The organism is Micrococcus endophyticus (assembly GCF_014205115.1).
Classification (GTDB): Bacteria; Actinomycetota; Actinomycetes; order Actinomycetales; family Micrococcaceae; genus Micrococcus; species Micrococcus endophyticus.
The window spans coordinates 2,410,923-2,430,711 of the sequence record NZ_JACHMW010000001.1 but is presented as its reverse complement, the minus strand read 5'-3'; the positions used below and the strand labels follow the sequence as shown (position 1 = coordinate 2,430,711).

General features: G+C 74.3%; 21 protein-coding genes and 1 pseudogene. 8 read left to right on the top strand and 14 right to left on the bottom strand.

The window, feature by feature from the left end:
• Window positions 1-155 precede the first annotated feature (155 nt).
• Together HDA33_RS11225 and HDA33_RS12965 are read left to right on the top strand one after the other, a co-directional pair.
• A complete protein-coding gene (locus tag HDA33_RS11225) occupies window positions 156-368 on the top strand; it encodes a hypothetical protein (protein WP_246416952.1) in 213 nt (70 codons plus the stop codon).
• Between the two features lie 75 nt (window positions 369-443).
• Entirely contained in the window at window positions 444-575 is a 132-nt protein-coding gene (locus HDA33_RS12965) for a hypothetical protein (protein ID WP_258299611.1), read from the top strand.
• 138 nt (window positions 576-713) lie between these two features.
• Here HDA33_RS12965 and HDA33_RS11220 read toward each other — a convergent pair whose 3' ends face one another.
• Both HDA33_RS11220 and HDA33_RS11215 read right to left on the bottom strand, forming a co-directional pair.
• Entirely contained in the window at window positions 714-980 is a 267-nt protein-coding gene (locus HDA33_RS11220) for a hypothetical protein (protein ID WP_184173288.1), read from the bottom strand.
• Window positions 981-2,091: 1,111 nt separating this feature from the next.
• Window positions 2,092-2,385, bottom strand: a complete 294-nt coding sequence (locus HDA33_RS11215; protein WP_184173286.1) for a hypothetical protein — start codon at window positions 2,383-2,385, stop codon at window positions 2,092-2,094.
• A gap of 113 nt (window positions 2,386-2,498) precedes the next feature.
• Here HDA33_RS11215 and HDA33_RS11210 point away from each other — a divergent pair.
• The 5 genes and pseudogenes from HDA33_RS11210 to HDA33_RS11195 all read left to right on the top strand — a co-directional run.
• Window positions 2,499-2,606, top strand: a pseudogene (locus HDA33_RS11210) (VOC family protein); the annotation flags it as partial.
• A 100-nt stretch (window positions 2,607-2,706) separates the two neighbouring features.
• Entirely contained in the window at window positions 2,707-3,270 is a 564-nt protein-coding gene (locus HDA33_RS11205) for a class I SAM-dependent methyltransferase (protein WP_246416951.1), read from the top strand.
• Between the two features lie 24 nt (window positions 3,271-3,294).
• Window positions 3,295-3,510 carry a hypothetical protein gene (locus HDA33_RS12825; protein ID WP_338104349.1) on the top strand — a complete coding sequence of 72 codons (216 nt, stop codon included), beginning with the start codon at window positions 3,295-3,297 and terminating at the stop codon, window positions 3,508-3,510.
• 14 nt (window positions 3,511-3,524) lie between these two features.
• A complete protein-coding gene (locus HDA33_RS11200) occupies window positions 3,525-3,686 on the top strand; it encodes a hypothetical protein (protein ID WP_184173982.1) in 162 nt (53 codons plus the stop codon).
• 10 nt (window positions 3,687-3,696) lie between these two features.
• On the top strand, window positions 3,697-4,122 hold the full coding sequence (locus HDA33_RS11195; RefSeq protein ID WP_184173284.1) for a DUF805 domain-containing protein: 426 nt from the start codon (window positions 3,697-3,699) through the stop codon (window positions 4,120-4,122).
• A gap of 24 nt (window positions 4,123-4,146) precedes the next feature.
• On the opposite strand, the gene HDA33_RS11190 is transcribed toward HDA33_RS11195, so the two are convergent.
• The 3 genes from HDA33_RS11190 to HDA33_RS11180 all read right to left on the bottom strand — a co-directional run bounded on the left by HDA33_RS11190 (window position 4,147) and on the right by HDA33_RS11180 (window position 10,778).
• Complete coding sequence (locus tag HDA33_RS11190; protein WP_184173282.1) at window positions 4,147-5,583, bottom strand: PQQ-binding-like beta-propeller repeat protein; 1,437 nt, start codon at window positions 5,581-5,583, stop codon at window positions 4,147-4,149.
• Between the two features lie 213 nt (window positions 5,584-5,796).
• Window positions 5,797-7,197, bottom strand: a complete 1,401-nt coding sequence (locus HDA33_RS11185) for an aminotransferase class I/II-fold pyridoxal phosphate-dependent enzyme (RefSeq protein ID WP_246416950.1) — start codon at window positions 7,195-7,197, stop codon at window positions 5,797-5,799.
• A gap of 128 nt (window positions 7,198-7,325) precedes the next feature.
• On the bottom strand, window positions 7,326-10,778 hold the full coding sequence (locus HDA33_RS11180) for a DEAD/DEAH box helicase (protein WP_184173280.1): 3,453 nt from the start codon (window positions 10,776-10,778) through the stop codon (window positions 7,326-7,328).
• 134 nt (window positions 10,779-10,912) lie between these two features.
• Between HDA33_RS11180 and HDA33_RS11175 the strand changes: the two genes are divergently transcribed.
• Entirely contained in the window at window positions 10,913-12,574 is a 1,662-nt protein-coding gene (locus HDA33_RS11175) for an SDR family oxidoreductase (protein ID WP_184173278.1), read from the top strand.
• Here HDA33_RS11175 and HDA33_RS11170 read toward each other — a convergent pair.
• Genes HDA33_RS11170 through HDA33_RS11130 form a run of 9 tightly spaced genes read right to left on the bottom strand, consistent with a single transcriptional unit; the run spans window position 12,566 to window position 19,711 of the window.
• Window positions 12,566-13,285 (bottom strand): glycosyltransferase family 2 protein, encoded by a 720-nt coding sequence (locus HDA33_RS11170; protein ID WP_338104348.1) that lies wholly within the window; start codon window positions 13,283-13,285, stop codon window positions 12,566-12,568. The two genes, HDA33_RS11175 and HDA33_RS11170, sit on opposite strands and share 9 nt — an antisense overlap.
• Window positions 13,286-13,323: 38 nt before the next feature.
• Window positions 13,324-13,890 carry a DUF2238 domain-containing protein gene (locus tag HDA33_RS11165; RefSeq protein ID WP_184173275.1) on the bottom strand — a complete coding sequence of 189 codons (567 nt, stop codon included), beginning with the start codon at window positions 13,888-13,890 and terminating at the stop codon, window positions 13,324-13,326.
• Window position 13,891: 1 nt separating this feature from the next.
• Window positions 13,892-14,272 (bottom strand): lycopene cyclase domain-containing protein, encoded by a 381-nt coding sequence (locus HDA33_RS11160; protein ID WP_184173273.1) that lies wholly within the window; start codon window positions 14,270-14,272, stop codon window positions 13,892-13,894.
• Window positions 14,269-14,655: a lycopene cyclase domain-containing protein gene (locus tag HDA33_RS11155; protein WP_184173270.1), complete on the bottom strand. Its 387-nt coding sequence runs from the start codon at window positions 14,653-14,655 to the stop codon at window positions 14,269-14,271. Before HDA33_RS11155 ends, HDA33_RS11160 begins: the two co-directional genes overlap by 4 nt.
• Window positions 14,656-15,537, bottom strand: coding sequence for a prenyltransferase (locus HDA33_RS11150; protein ID WP_184173268.1), 882 nt, complete (start codon window positions 15,535-15,537; stop codon window positions 14,656-14,658). It abuts the gene before it with no gap.
• Entirely contained in the window at window positions 15,534-17,228 is a 1,695-nt protein-coding gene (gene crtI, locus HDA33_RS11145; RefSeq protein ID WP_338104347.1) for a phytoene desaturase family protein, read from the bottom strand. The genes HDA33_RS11150 and crtI overlap by 4 nt, the downstream gene beginning before the upstream one ends.
• Entirely contained in the window at window positions 17,225-18,157 is a 933-nt protein-coding gene (locus HDA33_RS11140) for a phytoene/squalene synthase family protein (protein WP_184173266.1), read from the bottom strand. Before HDA33_RS11140 ends, crtI begins: the two co-directional genes overlap by 4 nt.
• 1 nt (window position 18,158) lies before the next feature.
• Window positions 18,159-19,214: a polyprenyl synthetase family protein gene (locus HDA33_RS11135; protein WP_184173264.1), complete on the bottom strand. Its 1,056-nt coding sequence runs from the start codon at window positions 19,212-19,214 to the stop codon at window positions 18,159-18,161.
• A complete protein-coding gene (locus HDA33_RS11130; protein WP_184173263.1) occupies window positions 19,211-19,711 on the bottom strand; it encodes a MarR family winged helix-turn-helix transcriptional regulator in 501 nt (166 codons plus the stop codon). The genes HDA33_RS11135 and HDA33_RS11130 overlap by 4 nt, the downstream gene beginning before the upstream one ends.
• Window positions 19,712-19,789: the final 78 nt, after the last annotated feature.

The window sequence follows — 19,789 nt, the reverse complement described above, 5'->3', positions numbered from 1 at the left end:
TGACGGACTGGCGTGGAGGGGGTGTGTCAGACTCCCGGGCCTGACGCGGAGCACCCCGGGCGGACCGCCCCCGCCGGCGGGAAGACGGGCGCGGTGGCTGGTCGCCTCCAACGCCCTCGACGCGGGTGGCCGGTCCGCCACGGACGGCGCCCTGGATGTCCTGGCGGTGCATCCTCCTCGGCTCGGTCGGCTGCGCCGTGGCCGTGGGGCTGCACCTGCTGGCCTACGCCGACCGCGCTCATGCCGGGCCGTGGCTGCTGGCCGACGCCGCCCTCTGGGGGTTCATGGTCCTGCTCGGGAACATCACCCAGGCCGCCGTCGTGCCGGCCGCTCGGTGGGTGGATCCGGGGAGCGACGACGTCGACTGAGGCCGAGACGCTGACGCGGACACCGAGGTCGCTTAATGCGTGGCCATGGTCACCCGCCCCGTGCTCTAGCAGCCGGTGATCGACGCCGTCGACGTCCGTTCCGTCGCGGAGATCTACCGCGCGTCCCACGACCACGCCTTAGGCTCCGCGGTCACCGGGGTCGTGGAGACCGCCACCGCCATGGCCTTCGGCGGTGTCTTCGGCTGAGACCTCTGCTGGCCACGTGGCGCCGGCGTGGCCCCGCCAGCGTGGGCCAGGAGCCCAGGCCCTCGATCCGCTAGCGCGGGCCGGGAACGCCGACGGGCGGGGACCGTGCGGTCCGTGCCCGTCGGGGGAAGTGCTGGCTCAGGGCTGGGGGTGGTCGAGCTCGTGAGCGGCGAGGGCGCGCACGAGCTCGGGGAGGAGCATGGTGAGCACCTGGATGGAGTGAGCGCCCTTGGGGTGTTCGGTGACGGCGCGCCAGTGGTGGGCCACGGCCCATGCGTGGTTCTCACGGCGCATGTAGAAGGTCTTGGCCGCGTTGTAGCCGTCGGCGTAGGTGATGGTCCGCTGCTCGATGAGCTGCCTCCTCCGGTAGGGGTGCAGGAGGCCGAATACCTCCCGATGTGTCAAACCACATACCGCGGGTGGGGTGGCGTGTATCCCCCGAGCGCGGTCAGGGCGGGGCGTGTCGCCGAGATCTGGCTGTAGTCACGATGCGAGCTGCTGGCGCCGGAGTGGGCGTCGCGGATCTCACGTCGCCCCCACCGGAGCTCCGGCTGAGCTTGGCACATGGTCTGTAGTGCGGTCCGACGGTATGGGCCGAGAACACGGTGACGGTGCTCTTGGCCGCGGGCAACTGCTGAGCCAGTCCAGGGGTCGAAGAAAGGAGTCGCCGGCGGTGGAGGGAGTGGTCCTGAGCCCCCGCGGCCCCCGCCGTGGGCAGCCTGCTGCTGTAGCGAACGGCGCTGGCGGGGGGTCGAGTAGGGCAAGCTGCCGAGGCGTTGCGAACGTCTAATATGAAGTTGTGAAGGCGAAAACGAAGAACTGGGATGGGAACTGAGTAGCCGATGTTACGGGGTATTAGAGAATTGGGGGATTGCGAACAATGATCGTTGGCATTGCCTTTCTACAACTAATAATTCCTGCGACCTGGGTAATTATGACTACATCGGGCTGGACGGGCGAGCGGCACTCGTCCTTCTCCCTAGGATTCGCGGTCACTTCGATTATTATCTCGGTGGCGTCCTGGGGTTTATCTAGGCGATTAAAGAGTGCCGAGGGGCACTTAAGGGGCACTCCCTGGGTGTTTGCTCTAGCCCCTGCCCTTATGTTATCCGGGTTGACCGCATTTCGATTGCCGGGTGAAAGTGGGTACTGGGGAGCGTGGCTATACATTGCCGGCATGGCTGCCCACCTACTTGTCTTCCTGCTTGTAGTCGTTTATTCGATGCAAGCACGAGGAGCGTTCCGCCAGTAGTGGCTTTCTTGGGTCAGCGGGGTCGACAGGAAGAACCGTCCTGAGCGCACCATTATGTTTCGCTCAAGCTGGCTTATGTGCTCGCCCGGTCCGATGCGCTGTACGCAGCGTGCAGCGCACCGGGCCGTGCCGCCGAGTCCTCGACACGGCGGGGGCCGCCGGTGAGCGGCTCCCGGGCCGTTTCGGTCTGCCCTTGATGGGCTTTCAGGCCAGGGCGGGATCGGGGGCCACCGCGGCCACCGCGGTGGCGCCCGATCATGGCGGTCACGGCGCGCATGCCTTGGCGAACGCTAGCCGGTCATCGGTCAGGGAGCCCTCGCCCCGGAGCCAGGACACGTAGGCCAGCATGGCCAGCGCACCGGCGGCGGCCTCACGCGGGCCCATGGTCACAGCGGCGTTGAGCACCGTCTCCGCCTCCTCCGTGGCCTTCCAGCTCAGCCCGTGCGGGAACGTGCCCGTGTGGAAACCCACGGCCTCCATCCGGCAGGGCGCGGTCGCGGCCACCAGGGCCACGTAGAGGTACTCAGGATCCTGGCGATCCAGGGTCGCCAGCACCACGGCGGCCGCCTCCCGGTCCGGCGATCACGCAGAAGCCCCGAGATGCCGCGCCTGTGTCCCGAAACGAGACATGCGCTCCATGGTGTCAGCTGGCCCCCGGGTTCATTGTCAGACACGTCCTAGGCCTGGGCGGGCGCCTCGTCCTGGACCGCTCCGACGACGAGCCCCTGTACGTGTTCGCGGACCCGGCCGGCCACCCCTTCTGCGTCTTTGTGGGGTGAGCGCGGCAGATCAGGGCGGCTCAGCCCTCGAGCCGCTGGTCGAACTCCTCGTGGTCCAGCTGCCGGTGCATGCGGTCATCTTCAGGATACGGTGCCGTCCATGCATCTGGACCCGGCCGAGACGAACCGCCGCGCCTACGATGACGCTCGCGTCGTCGCCCTCTATGACCTCGACAACCCGCCCGGAGAGGACCACGCGTACTTCCGCCGGGCGGCCGAGGAGTCCGGCGCCCGGCGGATCGTCGATCTCGGCTGCGGCACCGGATCGCTCACGGTGACGCTGACCGGCGACGACCGCGCCGTCGTCGGGATCGACCCGGCCGAGGCCATGCTGCGCGTCGCCCGGGCGCGCCCCGGCGGGGACCGCGTCGAGTGGCGGCGGGGCACCGCGGAGCTGATCGAGCCGGCGTCGGCGGACCTGGTGATCATGAGCGGGAACGTGGCGATGCACCTGATCGGCCAGGACTGGCACGGCGCCCTGCGGCGCATCGCCGCCGGCCTGGTCCCCGGCGGTCGGCTGCTGTTCGAGACCCGCAACCCCGTCCGCCGCGCCTGGGAGGACTGGCAGCAGGAGCCCACGGAACGGACGACGGCGGCCGGTCGCCTCGTCGAGTCCGAGGCGACGAACGCGCCGGACGCGGACGGCGTCGTCGTGCACCGATGACGCACCGAGTGCTCGGATGAGGGCGTGGTCCGCGAGGGTGAGGAGCACCTGCAGTTCCGCTCCGTGGAGCAGGTGACCGAGGACCTCGCGGCGGCGGGGCTGGCGGTGGACCGCGTCTGGAGCGACTGGCGCGGCCGCCCATTCGACGGGGCGGAGCACCCGCTGATGATCATCGAGGCCTGTCCACAGGGGGCCCGACCCGTCCACCCGCCATGGCAGGATGACGCAGGTCACACGTGATGCGAGGGGGAACCATGACGGACACGACCACGGCCCGCCGCATGCGGCCGACCCACCACGACGACGACCCGCCCGTCCGCGGGATCGGCCACCTCCGGCACCCGGTGGACTCGGGCGGGCTGATCGACGGGGCAATGGCGGCACAGGGGCTGCTGGCGTCCCCTCGGCCAGACTGAGGGCCGGACCATGAACATGCTTCAGGCCATCCGCCGCTACTACGCCGGCTACGCGCAGTTCAGCGGGCGCGCCTCCCGCGCCGACTTCTGGCTCGCGGTGCTCTACGTATGGCCCCTGCAGACCGCCGTTCACTTCGTGTCCACCGTTCTGGACGTGTTCATCCTCGGCTCCCCGGACCTGTTCTTCCGCGACGCGGCCGTCCTCCTGGTGGGGGTCACGCACGCACTCCCCTCGCTCGCCCTGCTCGCCCGGCGCCTCCACGATGCCGGCTTCAGCCGCGCGTGGCTGTTCCTCGGGCTGGTGCCGTTCGTCGGCCCGCTCACGCTGCTCGTGTTCGCGCTCCAGCCGTCCGCCCCGCGCCTCGGACACCCCGCCGACGCGTCGGACCCGGTTCCGGCGGGGGCCACGGCCTCCGCCACGGCCGCGCGGCGCTGACCCCCGCCGTCATGTCCGGCCCGATCAGTGATCGTGGTCGGTGTGCTCGTCGTGGCCGGACTCGGCGTCCGCGGCCTCCTCGGGCTTCACGGACTCCGGCCGGCCGGTGACCACGGCCATCTCGACCGGGGCGAACTCCAGGTCCTTCTCCAGGACGGTCTCGCCGGTCTCCAGGTCGACGGCCACGAGCTTCCGGGCCTCCGCGTCGGTGACGTAGGCGGTGTTCCCGGCCACCTTGAGGATCGGGCCGGGCTCCTGCCACTCGTCCTTCTCCTTCCACGGCTCGATCACCGGGTACTCGGCGGTGACCTCACCGGTCTCCTCGTCGATCACGTTGACCTCGTCGTCGTAGGTCAGCACGACCGCGGAGCCGTCCTCGGCGCGGCCGAGCGAGCGGAACCAGTAGGAGGAGCCGAGGTCCACGGTGGTGAGCTCATCGGTGCGGGTGTCGATGAGGGCGATCGCCGTGGGCCGCTCGACAGCCTCCGTCGGCTCCTCCTCGACCTTGTGATCACCCAGGACGATGGGCGAGTCGTGCAGCCCGAACAGGTTCCCGGAGCGCTGGTACTCGGTCTCGACCTCCACCTTGTGGAACTCGCCGTCCCGGTACACGACGGGCCCGTTCTCACAGCCCATCACGACGACGTCGCCCGCCTCCGTCGGCTGGGCCGCAGCCTCGCCGTGACTGCCGGGGCAGTCGTCGGTCTCGGCCGTGACCTCGCCGGTCGTCGGGTCGATCACCTGGAGCGTGTCCCGGGAGTCCTCGGTGCCCTGCGTGGTGAAGAGGGTGCCGTCGGAGAGCTCGAGCGCCACGCCGTGGTGCGGGTCCTCGGTCTCGGCCTCCGTCATGACGGGCATGAGGTCCGGGGTCGCCTTGTCCAGGTGGGTCGAGTCGAAGGTGCGGATCGCGCCCGTGCCGTCCGCGAAGAGGGTGGTCCTGCCGTTGTGGGTGACGACGTGGCCGGGGTGCTCACCCGGGAACGTCACGCCGGTCATGCCGGGCGCGGACTCGTAGTTGTGGACGTGATCGCCGTGGGCCTTGGCCTGGATGCCGCTGGAGAACACCTCCCAGCCGTTCCCGGTGGTCACCAGGACGTCCTTGCCGTTGCCGGCGTTGCTCAGCCGCGTGAAGCCCGGGACGTCCTGCTCCTTCACCACCTCGCCGGACTCGGCGTCGAGCAGCGTGAGCCCGTCCTCGTGCGAGAGCAGGATGCGCGGGGTCACCGCGGAGACCTCGGTGGTCCGGGTCGGGTCGACGCGCTCCTCCTCGGAGACGGAGGAGGCCGCCGTCGCCTCACCCGACGTCGACTCGGCGCCGCCCGAGGCGGCGGCGGGGGCCGACGTCGGGCCAGACGGGGCGGCGTCCCCACCGCACGCCGTGAGGGCGATGGCCGCGGCGGCGAGGGTGGCGGAGAAGGCGGCGGTGGGCGCGGAACGGCGCTGCGGGGCGGAGTGGGTCACGGGGAGCCTTTCACGAGGGCGAGAAGATGCGACCGGTTCACAATAAAGACTGTTGCGGATGCTTCGCAATACGGCGGTGGACGCCGCCCCGTCGCGGGAACCGGCACGTGACGCCCTCGACGCGGCGACCGGGCCGTCAACGGCACGCCGCTCGAGCGCCACTACCGGCTGGGCGGCTGAGGCGCCGGGCGGTACGGCGCGCGGCGGGGCCCGTCAGGCCAGGCCGCGCGCCGCGTGCCAGGCGACGATCCGCTCGAGCGCCTCGTGGACGGCGTCCGGGCCGGCGGCGAAGGAGAGGCGGACGAACTCGGGCCCGTGGACGGCGTCGAAGTCGTCGCCCGGGGTCAGCGCGACGCCGGCCTCCTCCAGCAGGGCCGCGCAGTAGCCGACGGCGCTGCCGAACTCCGCCAGCATGCCCGGGGCGAGGCGGGCCCACAGGTAGAAGGCGCCGTCGGCGGGGGCGGCGTCGGCCCAGCCGAGCCGGGGCAGGGCGGCCAGCACGACGCCGCGCGTCGCCGTGAAGCCGGCTGCCTGCTCCTCGCAGAACGCGTAGGACTCCTCGCTGAACGCGTGGACGGCCGCCTCCTGGGCCGCGGCGGGCGGGCACAGGGCGACCGAGCCGGCGAGGCCGTCGACCGTGGTGGCGAGGTCGTCCGGCAGGAGCATCCAGCCCAGCCGCCAGCCGGGCATGCCCCAGTACTTGGAGAACGAGCTGATCACCATCGCGGTGCGGGAGGTCGCCCACGCGCACGCCCCCACGCTTTCGTGCGGGAAGCGGGAGCCTTCCGCACCCGGCGCACCGCCCGCCGCCCCGCCACCCGCCGGGCCGCCGTCGTCGTCGCCCGACCGCGGGTGCACGATCCCGTGGTAGATCTCGTCCGAGACCAGCCGTACCCCGTGCGCCTCGCACCAGGACGCGAGGGCGGCGAGCTCGTCGGCGCTGACCATCGTGCCCGTGGGATTGGCCGGGGAGGCGAGCACGAGCCCCGCGACCGGGCCCTCCGCGAGCGCCGCCTCCAGGTGGGCGACCGTGGGCTGGTAGCGGGTGCCGGCGTCGACGTCCACGTCCACCACCTCCACCCCGAGCGCGGCCAGGATGTTGCGGTACGCCGGGTAGCCGGGGCGCGGCAGCACCACGCGGTCGCCCGGGGAGAACGCCGCGAGGAAGCCGAGCATGAACGCGCCCGAGGAGCCGGTGGTGATCGCCACCTGCTCGGGGCGCACGTCGATCCCGTACCAGCGTCGGTAGTGACCGGCGACGGCGGCCCGCAGCTCCGGCAGGCCCAGTGCGGGGGTGTAGGTGAGCGGCGTGCCGGAGGCGTGGACCTCGGCCGCGGCCGCGCTCACGGTGGGCGGGGCGCCCCCGCCCGGCTCCCCGGCGCAGAGGCTGATGACGTCGCGGCCGGCGGCGCGCAGCTCGGCGACCCGGCCGAGGATGGTCATCACCGTGAACGGCGGGACCTGGGAGCGGGCGGACGGGGCGAAGGCGGGGGCGACCGGCGAGGCCGGATCTCCCGGCGCGGCCTGGTCCTCAGGCGCGGCGTCGGCGACGGGCGAGGCGGGGGCGGCGACGTCGTGGTGGGTGCCGGGGTCGAGGCGGGGCTGCGGGTCCATGGGCCGAGGCTACCCACGCCACCACGCGCCTTTCGTGCGGGAGACGGGGAGCAAGCCTCCCGTTTCCCGCACGAAAGCGCCGCCGAAGCCTCCCGTTTCCCGCACGAAAGCGCCGCCCGGAGGGGCCCTCACTCCTCGGCGCCGAGCAGCTCCCGGATGTCCTCGGCGGTGAGGGAGTCGGTGAAGGCGCCGGCGCCGGAGTCGTCGGACTCGTCCATGAGCGCGCCGAACAGCTCGGCCTTGCGCCGCTGCAGCTCGAGCACCTTCTCCTCGATCGTCCCCTCGGACACGAGCCGGTAGACCATCACGGTCCGCTCCTGCCCGATCCGGTGCGCCCGGTCCACGGCCTGCGCCTCCGCGGCGGGGTTCCACCACGGATCCATGAGGAACACGTAGTCCGCCTCGGTCAGGGTCAGGCCGAAGCCGCCCGCCTTCAGGGAGATCAGGAACACCGGCGCCTCGCCCTCGCGGAAGCCGCGGATCACCTCGGCGCGCCCGCGCGTGGACCCGTCGAGGTACGCGTGGTCCACCTCCAGGTGGTCCAGCTCCTCGGCGATGACCCGCAGGAAGCTGGTGAACTGGCTGAACACGATCACCCGGTGCCCCTCGGCGATCACCTCGGTGAGGTCGTCGAGGAAGCGCTCGAGCTTGGAGCTGGGCACGGAGGCGTACTGGTCGTCGACGATCTGCGGCGCCAGCGCCAGCATCCGCAGCAACGTGAGCGACTTGAAGATGGTGAACCGGTTGCCGTCCATGTCCCCGAGCAGCCCCAACACCTTGCGGCGCTCGCGCTGGAGCACACGGTCGTAGAGCTTGCGGTGGGCCGGCTCGAGCTCCACCTGGAGGATCTGCTCCTGCTTGGGCGGCAGGTCCTTCGCCACGAGCTCCTTGGAGCGGCGCAGCATGAAGGGGCGCACGCGGCGGCGCAGGGCCGCCATCCGCTCGGGGTCCTCCCCGGTCTCGATGGGGGTCACGTAGGTCTCGCGGAACCGGCGGTGGCTCGGGAACAGGCCCGGCACGACGACGCCCAGCAGCGCCCACAGGTCGCTGAGGGAGTTCTCCATCGGCGTGCCGGTGATGGCCAGCCGGAAGGGGGCGCGCAGGTCGCGGGCCACCGTGTGCACCTTCGCGGCGCGGTTCTTCAGGAACTGGGCCTCGTCGAAGACCACCCCGCCCCAGTCGAGTCCGCCGTACTGGCCGGCGTCGATCCTCAGGAGCGTGTAGCTGGTGACCACCACGTCCGCCCCCGCCACCTCGTCCGCCACGGCGGTGCCGCGCTTGCGGACGGTGGTGTCCAGGACGCGCACGTCGAGGTCCGGGGTGAACTTCTCGGCCTCGGCCGCCCACACGGACACCACGGAGCTCGGCGCGACCACGAGGAACGGCGGCCGCTCGGGCCGGGCCTGGCGTGCGTGGGCGAAGAGCGCGAGGGTCTGGACGGTCTTGCCCAGGCCCATGTCGTCGGCCAGGATCCCGCCGAGGTCCTGCTCCCACAGGAAGGCCAGCCAGCGCAGCCCGTCCTCCTGGTAGGGGCGCAGGTCGGCCTTCAGGCCGGCGGGGCGCGGGGCCTCGGGGAGGCGCTCGACGGCGGCCAGACGCCCGACGGCGGCGGTCCACTCCGGGTCCTCGTCCACCTCGTCCGCGAGCTCCTTGAGGTCCTCCCAGAAGCCCACCTGGTGCCGTGAGACGGGGGTGTGCTCCGGGGTCCACTCCTGCAGGGTGGCGGCCTCGGAGAGCAGGGCGCGCAGCCGGTCGAAGGCGGGGTGGTCGAGGCCGAGGTAGGAGCCGTCGGCGAGGATGAGCGTGGTCTTGCCCTGCACGAGCGCGGTGAACAGCTCCACGAACGGCAGCACGTGCCCGTCCACGGAGACCTGCACGCCCAGGTCGAACCAGTCGTTCTGTGTGGCCTTCGTGCCGACCTCGATGCGTGGGGCGGCCTTCAGCTCGCGGTAGTCGGGGCGGTCGCCGGTGACGTCCACGCGCACGTGGTCGGCGCGCTGCAGCAGCGGCAGCACCTGCTCGGAGAACCGGGCGGCGCCCACGCCCTCGAGGACCTGTTCCTCGGCGCGGCCGGCGCGCGGCCAGAGCTCAGCGACGGCGCGCAGCACCTCCGCCTCGTGCCGGGTGTCCCGCAGGGGGTCGCCGCCGGCGTCGAGGCCGAGTTCGCGGGGCGGGTCGAAGTAGAGCCAGGACCAGCGCAGCACGAGCTCGTGGTCGGGCCGGAAGTCGGCGCGCAGCCGCAGCACGGGCGGCTCGAACTCGGGCAGCTCCACGGAGGCGTCGCCGCTGGTGACGGGCAGGGTGCCACGCAGCCGCGGGTAGATCCGGCCGAGGAACTCCTCGCGGTCCGCGGCGGGCACGCGCACGGGCCCGCCGGCGAGCACGATCTGCTGGACGGCCTCGGGGACGGGCCGTTCGGCGGGGATCAGGTGGAGCACGGCCTGCTCGTCCGTGAGGTCAACGCGGTAGAAGCCGATGCCGCCCACCGCGTGCACGCCGGCCAGGCCCCGGCCGGGCGGGGCGGGGTCCAGGGACGGGGCGACGTCGAGGCCGCCGTCGGGGGCGCGGGTGACGTCCAGCCCGACGGCGGCGGGCGCCTCCAGCACCACGTCCGTGAGCAGCCCCAGCGGCACGAGCTCCACCCCGACCTCGCGGGCCTCCGCGAGCAGCTGCCAGATCCGTGGGGAGTCGAAGGCGTGCAGGCCGAACCAGGCGTCCGTGGGGTAGGAGTCCTCGGCCTGCAGCTGCCGCCAGATCAGGCGCATGGCCCGCTCCTGGGCGGGGGCGAACTCGGCGCGGCCGAACTGGAAGTTCTTCCAGGTCAGCCCGCCCTTGATCCAGGTCCCCTTGGCGCCGCGCTTGAGGGGTCTCAGGGTCACGTACAGGGGGCGGCCCTCGCGGACCTGGTCCTCGCCGGCGGGCGCCGGGCCCCACTGCTGGAACGCGTTGCGGGAGGACTCGGCCACGAGCTCCACGCCGATCGCCAGGGCGGGCGGCGTGCCCAGCCGGCGCGGACCATCGAGTCCGGCCAGCGGCTCCATCACACGGCGCCAGTCCAGGCCGGAGTGGGGCGCCTCGGGGACGCCCGACGCGCGCTTCGGGCCCGTGGCGGCGCCACCCGAGCCGGAGCCGCGCGGGCCGCCGTCGTCGTGGCCCGGGCCGGCGGGCGCGGGGAGCGCGTCGGCGGTGGTGACCATCTCGGCGAGCTTGCGACGGGCGTCGTCCAGGGCCTGGTCCGCGTCGAGGCGGACCACCTGGTAGAGGGCGGCGGCCACGTGCTTGCAGTCCGTGCCGACGGGGCAGGTGCAGCGCCCGCCCACCGGCTCCATGCGCACGGCGGCGCCCTCGGGGTCGGCGTCGTCGAAGGCCTGCTGGAGCGTCACCTGCACGCGGTAGGGGCTCGGCGCGGTGCCCTGCACGGAGGCGGCGAGCCGGCCCGTGGCCGCGTCGTAGCGCAGGCGGCCGACGGCGCCGGAGGCGGCGATCGCGAACCCGCGGTCCGCGCTCGTGGGCCCGACGACGGCGCGGATGGCCTCAGTGCGCAGGTGCGGCAGGACGTCTCCGGAATCTGCAGTGGCCATAGCGAGCAGTCTTTCACGGACCGTGCAGGGCCTGCTCCGGCCGACACCGGTCCGGCGGCGTGCCCACTCACGGGCCCCGGGTCCGCACACCTGAGACCTTCAGGCCGACCCGCCCCGGACCCTAGAGTGCGCCCATGGCGTCCACACAGCCCTCCCCCGTCCCCGCCGGTGCCACGCCGGCGTCCCACACCTCCCCCCTCGGCCTGTCCCTGCCGGAAGGCCGGGGCCGTCGCGTCCTCGTCACCGGTGCCACCGGGTACGTGGGCGGGCGCCTCATCCCCGAACTGCTCGCCGCCGGCTTCGACGTCCGGGCCGGCGCCCGGAACCCCTCCGACCTCGCGGACCGGCCGTGGTCGGAGGGCGTCGAGGCGGTGGAACTCGACCTCACCGAGGCGGACCTCGTCGAAGCCGCCATGCAGGACGTGCACACCGTGCTCTACCTCGTGCACTCCATGGGCGGGGGCGGTGACTTCGTGACCCAGGAGCAGCGGATCGCGGACATCGTGGGCACCGCCGCGGACACGGCCGGCGTGGCCCAGCTCGTCTATCTCTCCGGCCTGCACCCGGACAAGATCCCCGTCGCGGAGCTGTCCGACCACATGCGCTCCCGCGCGCTCGTGGCCGAGCGTCTCGAGCAGGCGGCGACGCCGGCGCTGACGTTCGAGGCCGGGGTGATCATCGGCTCGGGCTCCACCTCGTTCGAGATGATCCGCCACCTCGCCGAACGGCTGCCCGTGATGCCCGGCCCGTCCTGGCTGAAGAACCGGGTGGAGCCGCTGGCCATCCGCGACGTCCTGTACTACCTCCTGCAGGCCTGCGCCCTCCCGGAGCCCGTGCAGCTGAGGGCACAGATCGGCAACGGACACCCCCAGTCATTCGCAAGCGTGCTGGTGGACTACGCCAAGGCCGCCGGACTGTCCCGGCGCATCGTGATCCCCACTCCGTTCCCGCTGCAGACCCTGGCGGGCTTCTGGATCGGCACGGTGACCCCCATCCCGGTCGCGGTGGCCCTGCCCCTGGCCGCATCCCTCGCCGAGGAGGCGGTCGTGGAGGACCGCTCGGTCCGCGACCTCATCCCGGACCCGCCGGGCGGGCTGACCTCCTACATGGACGCCGTGCGGCTGGCGCTGAAGCGGGAGAAGGAGGGCCCCCTGGACGTCACCTTCGACGCGGACTTCCACGCCGCCGCCGACCCGGCCGACCCGCTGCCCTCGGACCCGGACTGGTCCGGCACCACCGTGTACACGGACGAGCGGGAGCGCCAGTCGGACCTGCCGCCGCAGGACGTGTGGCCCGTGATCGAGTCCGTGGGCGGCGCCAACGGCTGGTACTCCACGCCGATGCTCTGGAAGGTCCGCGGCCTCGCAGACAAGCTCGTCGGCGGGCCCGGCCTGATCCGGGGCCGGCGGGACCAGGACCGGCTGCGCCGCGGCGACGCCGTCGACTGGTGGCGGGTGGAGGACGTGGAGCACGGCCGCCGGCTCACGCTGCGCGCCGAGATGAAGGCCGGCGGCCGGGCGTGGCTGCAGATGTCCACCGAGCCGCGGGAGGGCGGCGGCTCCGTCTACCGCCAGCGGGCGATCTTCATGCCGGACGGCCTGCTGGGCCGCGCCTACTGGACGGCCATCCTGCCGTTCCACGCCGTGGTCTTCCCCGAGATGGCCGCCAACATCCTCGCCGAGGCCCAGCGGCGCACCACGGGCGGGGAGCGGCGGCGGCCCCGGAGTCTCGCTCGCGCCCTCGTGGGCCGGCTGCCGCTGCGCAGGAACCCGCTGGACCGCGGCGCCTCAGCGTGAGCGTCGCGCCCGCCGGACCCAGCGCATCCCCGGGGAGAGCAGCGCCCAGTTGAGGCGCAGGGTCGTCACGGCCATCCGCAGCTGCCGCACGCGCGCCGGCAGGGACGTGAAGATCCGCCCGGCCGCCCCCACGTGCAGCCGGCGGTCGTGGACCACGCTTCCGACGTCGGCCAGGCCGAGGTGGAAGGAGAGGTCCAGGTCGTCGTGGACGTCGGGGCGGCGCCGGTGCACGCGCCCGCGCACGGCCCGCCACGCCTCGGCGCGCAGGCCGAGATTCGAGCCCCACAGTGCGGTCCCGGCCACCGCCGCCCCCGCCCCGAACCGGTACGCCGCGCTGTAGGCGCGCGAGCGCAGCCGAGCGAGGAGACGCGGCTGGTCGTAGAAGGTGCCGGGACCGGTGAGGGCGGCCAGGTCCGGCTCGGCCTCGAACCGGCCGGCGGCGCGGGCCACCCAGTCCGGCGGCGGGCGGGTGTCCGCGTCGCAGCGCAGGATCACGTCCCCGACGGCGGCGTCGTAGCCGGCGGCCGCGGCGGCGGGAATGCCCCGGAGAGGCTCGTGCACGACGCGCGCCCCGGCCTCGGCGGCGACGGCGGCCGAGTCGTCCGCGCTGCCGTTGTCCACCACGATCACCTCGTCCGCGGGGCGCGTCTGCCGGGCCAGGTGCCGCAGGCACTCGCGCAGGTGAGCGGCGTCGTCGAGCACGGGGACCACCACGGACACCGTGAGCGCCCCGGCAGGCCGGCCGCCGCTCACCGCGCGGACCCCGCGGCCCGCAGCTGCCCACGCACGGCGAGCGCGGCGCCCGCACCAGCGCCGAACAGGTCGGCGGCGAGGTCGCCGATGGTGTCGTCGTAGCCGACCCCGATCTCCGCGGTGACCACGGTGTGCCCCCACCACTCGGCCAGCTCCCACAGCACGCCCAGGCCCACGCCGGCGCCCGTCAGCGCCGCGGCGGACAGCACCGGCCCGAGCCGGCGCACCAGCGCGCCCGGGTCCTCGCCCCGGCGGCGCAGCCGGGCCCGCGCGGCCACGGCCACCAGCCCGACGACGGCGGCGCTCGCCGCCGCGTGCATCACCAGGTCCAGCGCCTCGACCCGGTGGTAGAGCCCGGTCACGCTGAACCAGCCGGCCGCGAGCAGCACCGCCTGCGCGCCCCAGTCCAGGGCGGAGCCGGGCACGAGCCAGCGGGTCAGCCACTGCGCACCGAACACGAGGAGCATCACGGCAGCGGACGGCCAGCCGGCCACCGCCCACGCGGCCGGGATGAGCACGAGACCGAGGGCGCGCAGCAGGTCAGCCGGGATGAGCGGGAGCACGTCAGCGCCCCGCGTCCGCCGTGCTGGAGCCGTCGCCCGTGGGCTCGGCGCCGCCGTCAGGCGACCGCTCCCCTCCCCGGCGGCGGCGCCCCGTCAGCAGCAGCCACACCGCCGGCAGCAGCAGCGCCGAGCCCAGCGGGTAGGCGAAGTCCTCGATGGGCGCGAGCCCAACGTAGATCCCGGAGAGCAGGTCGTGGCCGTAGTCGAACAGGCCGGCGGCGATCATGACGTTGTCGAAGACGGCCGTGAGCACCCACAGGGACGCCAGCGCCGCGGCGATGGCCGCCGTGTGCCGGGCGCGCACCCGCCCGGTCAGCGCGACCGCCACGAGGACGGCCGCGGCGAGGCCGACGAAGACGAGGATCAGGTCCAGGAAGGTCATCGCGTCCCCCCGGCCGCCGTCGTGCCCCCGGCCCGGGCCGCACTCCGGCCCGGCCGCACCCCCGCCCGTTGCCCGGCGCGGTGTTCCAGGATCCGCACGGCCCCCGTGAACAGGACCATGGTGATCTGGCTGAGGAACAGCAGGAAGAAGCCCTCCTCCAGCGGCAGCTGCGGGGCCAGCATGATGCCGGTCATGTACGGGGAGTCGCGGTGAAGGAACACACCCTCGGCGATCCCCCACACGTCCCAGGCCAGGAAGTAGGCCATCCCGACGGCGAGCACCACCAGCGCGGCCCCGGGCCGGGCCCACAGGAAGAGGCGGTGGCGCCAGTCGAGCAGGGCCATGCAGCCGATCACGGCCAGCAGCGTCAGCAGGTAGACCATTCACACCCCTCCCCGGGCCAGCGCCCAGCCGATCAGCAGCATTGTCACCAGGAACCCCGTCACGTAGTTCAGTGGCAGGAACAGCCGCCAGCCGCGGTGCGCCGCCCCGGACGTCGCGTCCGTGACGGCGCGGAAGCGCAGCACGTTGAGCACGTAGGGCACCGCCAGCAGGGCTGCGAGAGGGCCGGGCCACTCCGTGCCCAGCATCAGCAGGCCCGCGCCCGCGTAGAGCGCGGCCGCGAGCCACACCGTGGGCCTCGCTCCCAGCACCGTGGCCACGGAGGCCAGCCCGCCCTCGCGGTCCGGGAGCACGTCCTGCACCGCGCCGAACATCTGCGAGGCCATCCCCCACAGGAAGAACCCGCCCAGCAGCGCCCACAGCGCGGGCGTGAACGCGGCCCCGGCGAGCACCAGCCCGTAGAGCGCCGGGGAGACGAAGTGCGTGGCCGACGTCGCCGCGTCCAGGAACGGCCGCTCCTTGAACCGCAGCCCCGCCCACGAGTACGCGACCACCGCGAACAGGCTCACCGCCAGCACGGCGAGGGCGTCCCACTGCCCCCGGGCGATCGACCATCCGGCCAACACCGCCACGAACGGCACGGCCACGAGGCAGGACCACCGCAGCACGCGGCGGCGCACGGCGGGGTCCGCCAGCACCGAGCCCTCCACCCCGCCCTTGCGCGGATTGCGCAGGTCCGAGGCGAAGTCGAAGACGTCGTTGATGCCGTACATGGCCAGGTTGTACGGCACCAGGAAGAACACCGTGCCCAGCACCACCAGCCACGTCGGCAGCCCGCCGGTGAGGATCGCGGCCGCCGCGAACGGATACGCCGTGTTCACCCAGCTCACGGGGCGCGAGGCCCAGAACAGCGTGCGGATCACGACGCCGCCACTCGGCCCCGGCGGGCGCCGTCGTCGTCCTGGGATCTGCCCCGGCGCTGGGCGCGGAGCGCATCCCGCCGCGCGGCGTGCCGCAGCTCCTCCCGGACGACCTCCGCCGAGATCAGGCACATGGGCACGCCGATGCCCGGGCGCACGGAGGAGCCGGCGTACAGCAGCCCGGCCACGTCCGCGTCCCGCACGGAGGGGCGGAACATCGCGGACTGGGCGAGGGTGTGCCCGGGGCCCAGCATGGAGCCGCGCCAGGCGTGAACGTCCGCGGCGAAGTCCCCGGGCCCGATCGTCCGGCGCACCACGATCCGCTCGTGCAGGTCCTCGATCCCGGCCCAGCGGGCGAGCTGGTCCAGGGCGCGGTCCGCCACGGCCTCCACCTGCGCGTCCCCCTCGCGCTCCACCCGCCAGCCGTCGCCCTCGCGGACCCGGATCCCGCCGCGGCCCCAGCCGGGCTCGGCGGGGGCGGGCACCAGCACGAACAGGGACTCGTCCCCGTCCGGGGCGACCCCCGGGTCCGTGGCGGAGGTGCGGGAGACGTAGATCGAGGTGTCCGCGGCGAGGTCCTCCCCGCGCTCGATGCGCCCGAAGTTGTCCTCCCAGTCCGCCGTGAACAGCAGCGTGTGGTGGGCCAGCTGCGGCAGCGCCCCGCGCACGCCCACACACACGAGCACCCCGGAGGGGCCGGGGTCGCGGCGGTCCCACGCGGACTCGGCAACCCGCTGGGCCGGCGGCAGGAGGGCGGTCTGCACGTGGTGCAGGTCCGCGGCGGCCACCACGGTGTCCGCGGGCAGGCGGCGCTCGGTCCCGCCCTGCCGGACGACGACGCCGGTCACCCGGCCCCGGCGGCGGCGCCGACGCGCGGCGTCCTCGACCTCGATCCGGGTCGCCTCGGCGCCGGTGACGACCTCCACCCCGGCCTCGCGCACCAGGTCCGCCATGGCGTCCACGAGCGCGGCGAACCCGCCGATCGGGTACTGGACGCCGTCCCTCAGGTCCAGGTGGGACATGAGGTGGTACATGGCCGGCGCCCGGTCCGGCGAGGTCCCCAGGAACACGGCCGGGTAGCCGAGGATCTGGCGGATCCGCGGGTCCCGGAAGCGGGCGGCGACGTGCGCGCGCAGCCCGCCGAGCAGCTGGGGCCCCAACGACGGCAGGGCCCGGAGCACCGCGGGACGGGCGAGGTCCGCCGGCCGGCGGAAGTCCGTGTAGAGGAAATGCTCCTTGGCCAGCTCGTACACGCGGCCGGCCGAGTCCAGGTAGGCCCGCAGCCGCTCCCCCGCACCCGGCTCGAGCGACTCGACCAGCTCCTCGGCGTGGCCGGTGCGCACGTCCACGGGCGGGGCGTCCAAGTGCTCCTCGAAGTACACGCGGTAGCCGGGGTCCAGTCGGTGCAGGTCCAGGCGCTCGGCGGCGGAGGCGCCCATGAGCCGGAACCAGCGATCGATCACCTCGGGCATGAGGTACCAGGACGGGCCCGTGTCGAAGGCGAAGCCCTCCGCGGACCACCGCCCGGACCGGCCGCCCAGCCCGTCGTTCCGCTCGAGCAGGGTCACGCGGTGGCCGTCGCGGGCGAGCAGCCCCGCCGTCGCCAGCCCGGCGAACCCGCCGCCGATCACCACGGCGCGCGGGCCGTCGTCGTGCGCTGCGGCACCGGATGCGACGTTCGGCGCCGCGCTCACCGGCGGCCTCCCCGGCGTCGTCGGGCCACGGCCAGGCCGGCCTGCTCCGCCAGCACCCGGGCGGCGATGCGGGCCTTCTGCGCGTCCGGCACGCGCACGCGGCGGCGGGCCAGCTCGGCGGCGGGGGTGGCCTCGATCCGGTCCGCGAGCGCCGCGAACAGCCCGTGGGCCAAGGCGACCGCGCGGCCGGCCCGCGGGTCGAGGGCGCGGATGCCGGGCAGGGCGGCGGCGAGGTCGGCACGGACCTCGGCCACGAGCTCGGCCTTGCGCGCCTCGGTGAGCTCGTCCGGGGCGGCGCCGGTCAGGTAGGTGCGGCCGAGGCCGTCGTGGTCCGCGGCGAGGTCCCGCAGGAAGTTCACCTTCTGGAAGGCGGCGCCGAGGCGGGCGGCCTGCGCGCGGATCGCCTCGCGCTCGGCCGGGGTCCGCGCCCGGGTGCCGGGCAGGGAGAGGAACACCTGCAGGCACATCAGCCCCACCACCTCGGCGGAGCCGTGGATGTAGGCCGCCAGCGACTCCGCCCCGTGCTCGCTGACCCCCAGGTCCGCGCGCATGGAGGCGAAGAACGGGCGGGTCAGCTCCGGGGTGATCCCGTGCCGGCGGGCGACGTCCCCGAACGCGTGCAGCACGAGGTCCGTGGAGAAGCCGCTGGCCATGGCCGCCTCGCAGGCCCGCTCGTAGTCGTCCAGGGCGGCGCGGACCCGCTGCGAGTCCAGGCCCGCGGCCTGCGCGACGCCGTCCACCGCCTCGTCCGCCACGCGCACCATCGCGTAGATCGCCTCGACGTCCCGGCGGGCCTCGCGCGGCAGGGTGCGGCAGGCCCACGAGAAGGAGGTGGAGTAGCGGCGGATCACCCGGCCGGCGGCGGCGCGGGCGGTGCGGGTGTACAGGGGCGCGTCGGCGGGCACGGGGGGTGCGGGGGGCGCGGTCATCTCAGGAGCTCCTCGTCAGGACGGCGTGGCAGGCGTCGGCGAACTCGGCGCAGGCGGCCTCGCCCAGGGGCAGGACGGCCAGGTGCTCGGCGGCGCGGCGCGTCAGCTCCTCGGCCACCTGCAGGGCGTGCTCGCGGGCCCCGGCGGCCTCGAGGGCGCGGCGGGCGGCCTCGAGCTCTTCGGGGGTGGCGGGGCCGGCGTCGAGCAGGGCACGGACGGCGGGGTCGCGGCGGCCGTGCGCGGTGAGCACGGTGGCCTTGCCCTCGCGCAGGTCGCCGTCGGCGGACTTGCCGGTCTGCTCCGGGGCGCCGAACACCCCGAGCACGTCGTCCACCACCTGGTAGGCCACGCCCAGGTCGGCGCCGGCCTCCCCCAGCCCCGCGGCGACGTCGGGATCCGCCCCCGCCAGCAGCGCCCCCGCCCGCAGGGGCGCGGACACCGTGTAGTGGGCGGTCTTGAGCCGCTGCATCGCCAGGATGCGCTCGGGCTCCGGCTCCTCGCCGGTGTGCCGGGCCAGGCCCAGGAGCACGTCCTCGAGCTCGCCGGCGGCGGAGGCGGTGGCGGCGTCCAGCACGACGGCGGCCACCGGCGCGGCCCGGCCCGGGTCCGGGGTGCATGTCATGGCCAGGCGCAGCGCCTCCACGAGCAGGACGTCCCCGCCGATGAGGGCGACGGCGGTGCCCGCGTGGGCGGCCTCGGCCTCGGGGACGCCGCGCGCGGCCAGGCGCCGGCGGGTGGCCTCGTGGACGGTGCGCTCGCCGCGGCGCACCACGTCGCGGTCGATGACGTCGTCGTGGACCAGCAGGCCGGTGTGCAGCAGCTCGAAGGCCGCGCCGAGCCGGTCCACGGCGGGGCGCTCGGCGGCCGGGACCGGGCCGTCCGCGGCGGCGCGCCAGCCCAGCTCCACGAGGCGGGGGCGGATGAGCTTGCCGGCGCCGGCGTGCGTCCTCAGGCCGGCGAGCAGCTCGGCGAACGCGGCCGACTCCGGCGCGAGCCCGGCGGCGCGGGACAGAGCGGCCTCCAGCTCGGCGACGACGCCCTCACGCCCGGCGCTCATCGCCCGGCCTCCGAGTCCGCGGCGGCGAAGTCGTCCCGGGCGGCCACGCGCGCGGCGACGTCGTCGCGCCACTGCTCGAGGGCGTCCCGGGTGCCCGCCAGGTAGCGGGCGACGGCGGCCCGCTCGCGCTCGTCGAAGTCCTCCAGCAGCGCGCCGGTGGCGTCCGCCATCCGGTCCACCTCCGCCTGGACCTGCTGCTGGGAGGCGGGGAGCAGGCGCACCATGGTGCGGCGGCGGTCCTGCAGGTGGGGCAGTCGCTCGGCGTGCCCGGCGGCCTCGAGCCGGTCCACCACCGCGGTGGCCGCGGCGCTGCTCAGGCCGAGGGCGGAGGCGAGCGCGGAGGGGCCGAGCCGGCCGCGCATGAGCAGGGCCAGGGCGGCGTAGTCCGTGTCGTGCATGCCCATGAGCCGGCACAGGTGGATGCGCACCTCCTGGTGCAGCAGCACCACCTGCCGCAGCAGCCGCGCCTGCTCGGTGCCGCGCCTCGCCTCGCCCATGGGACCTCCCGCCGCCGGAGCGCGCGGGTCCGCCTCGCGCCATCGTTTCAATGATCGAACTTCTCGATGGCCGAGACA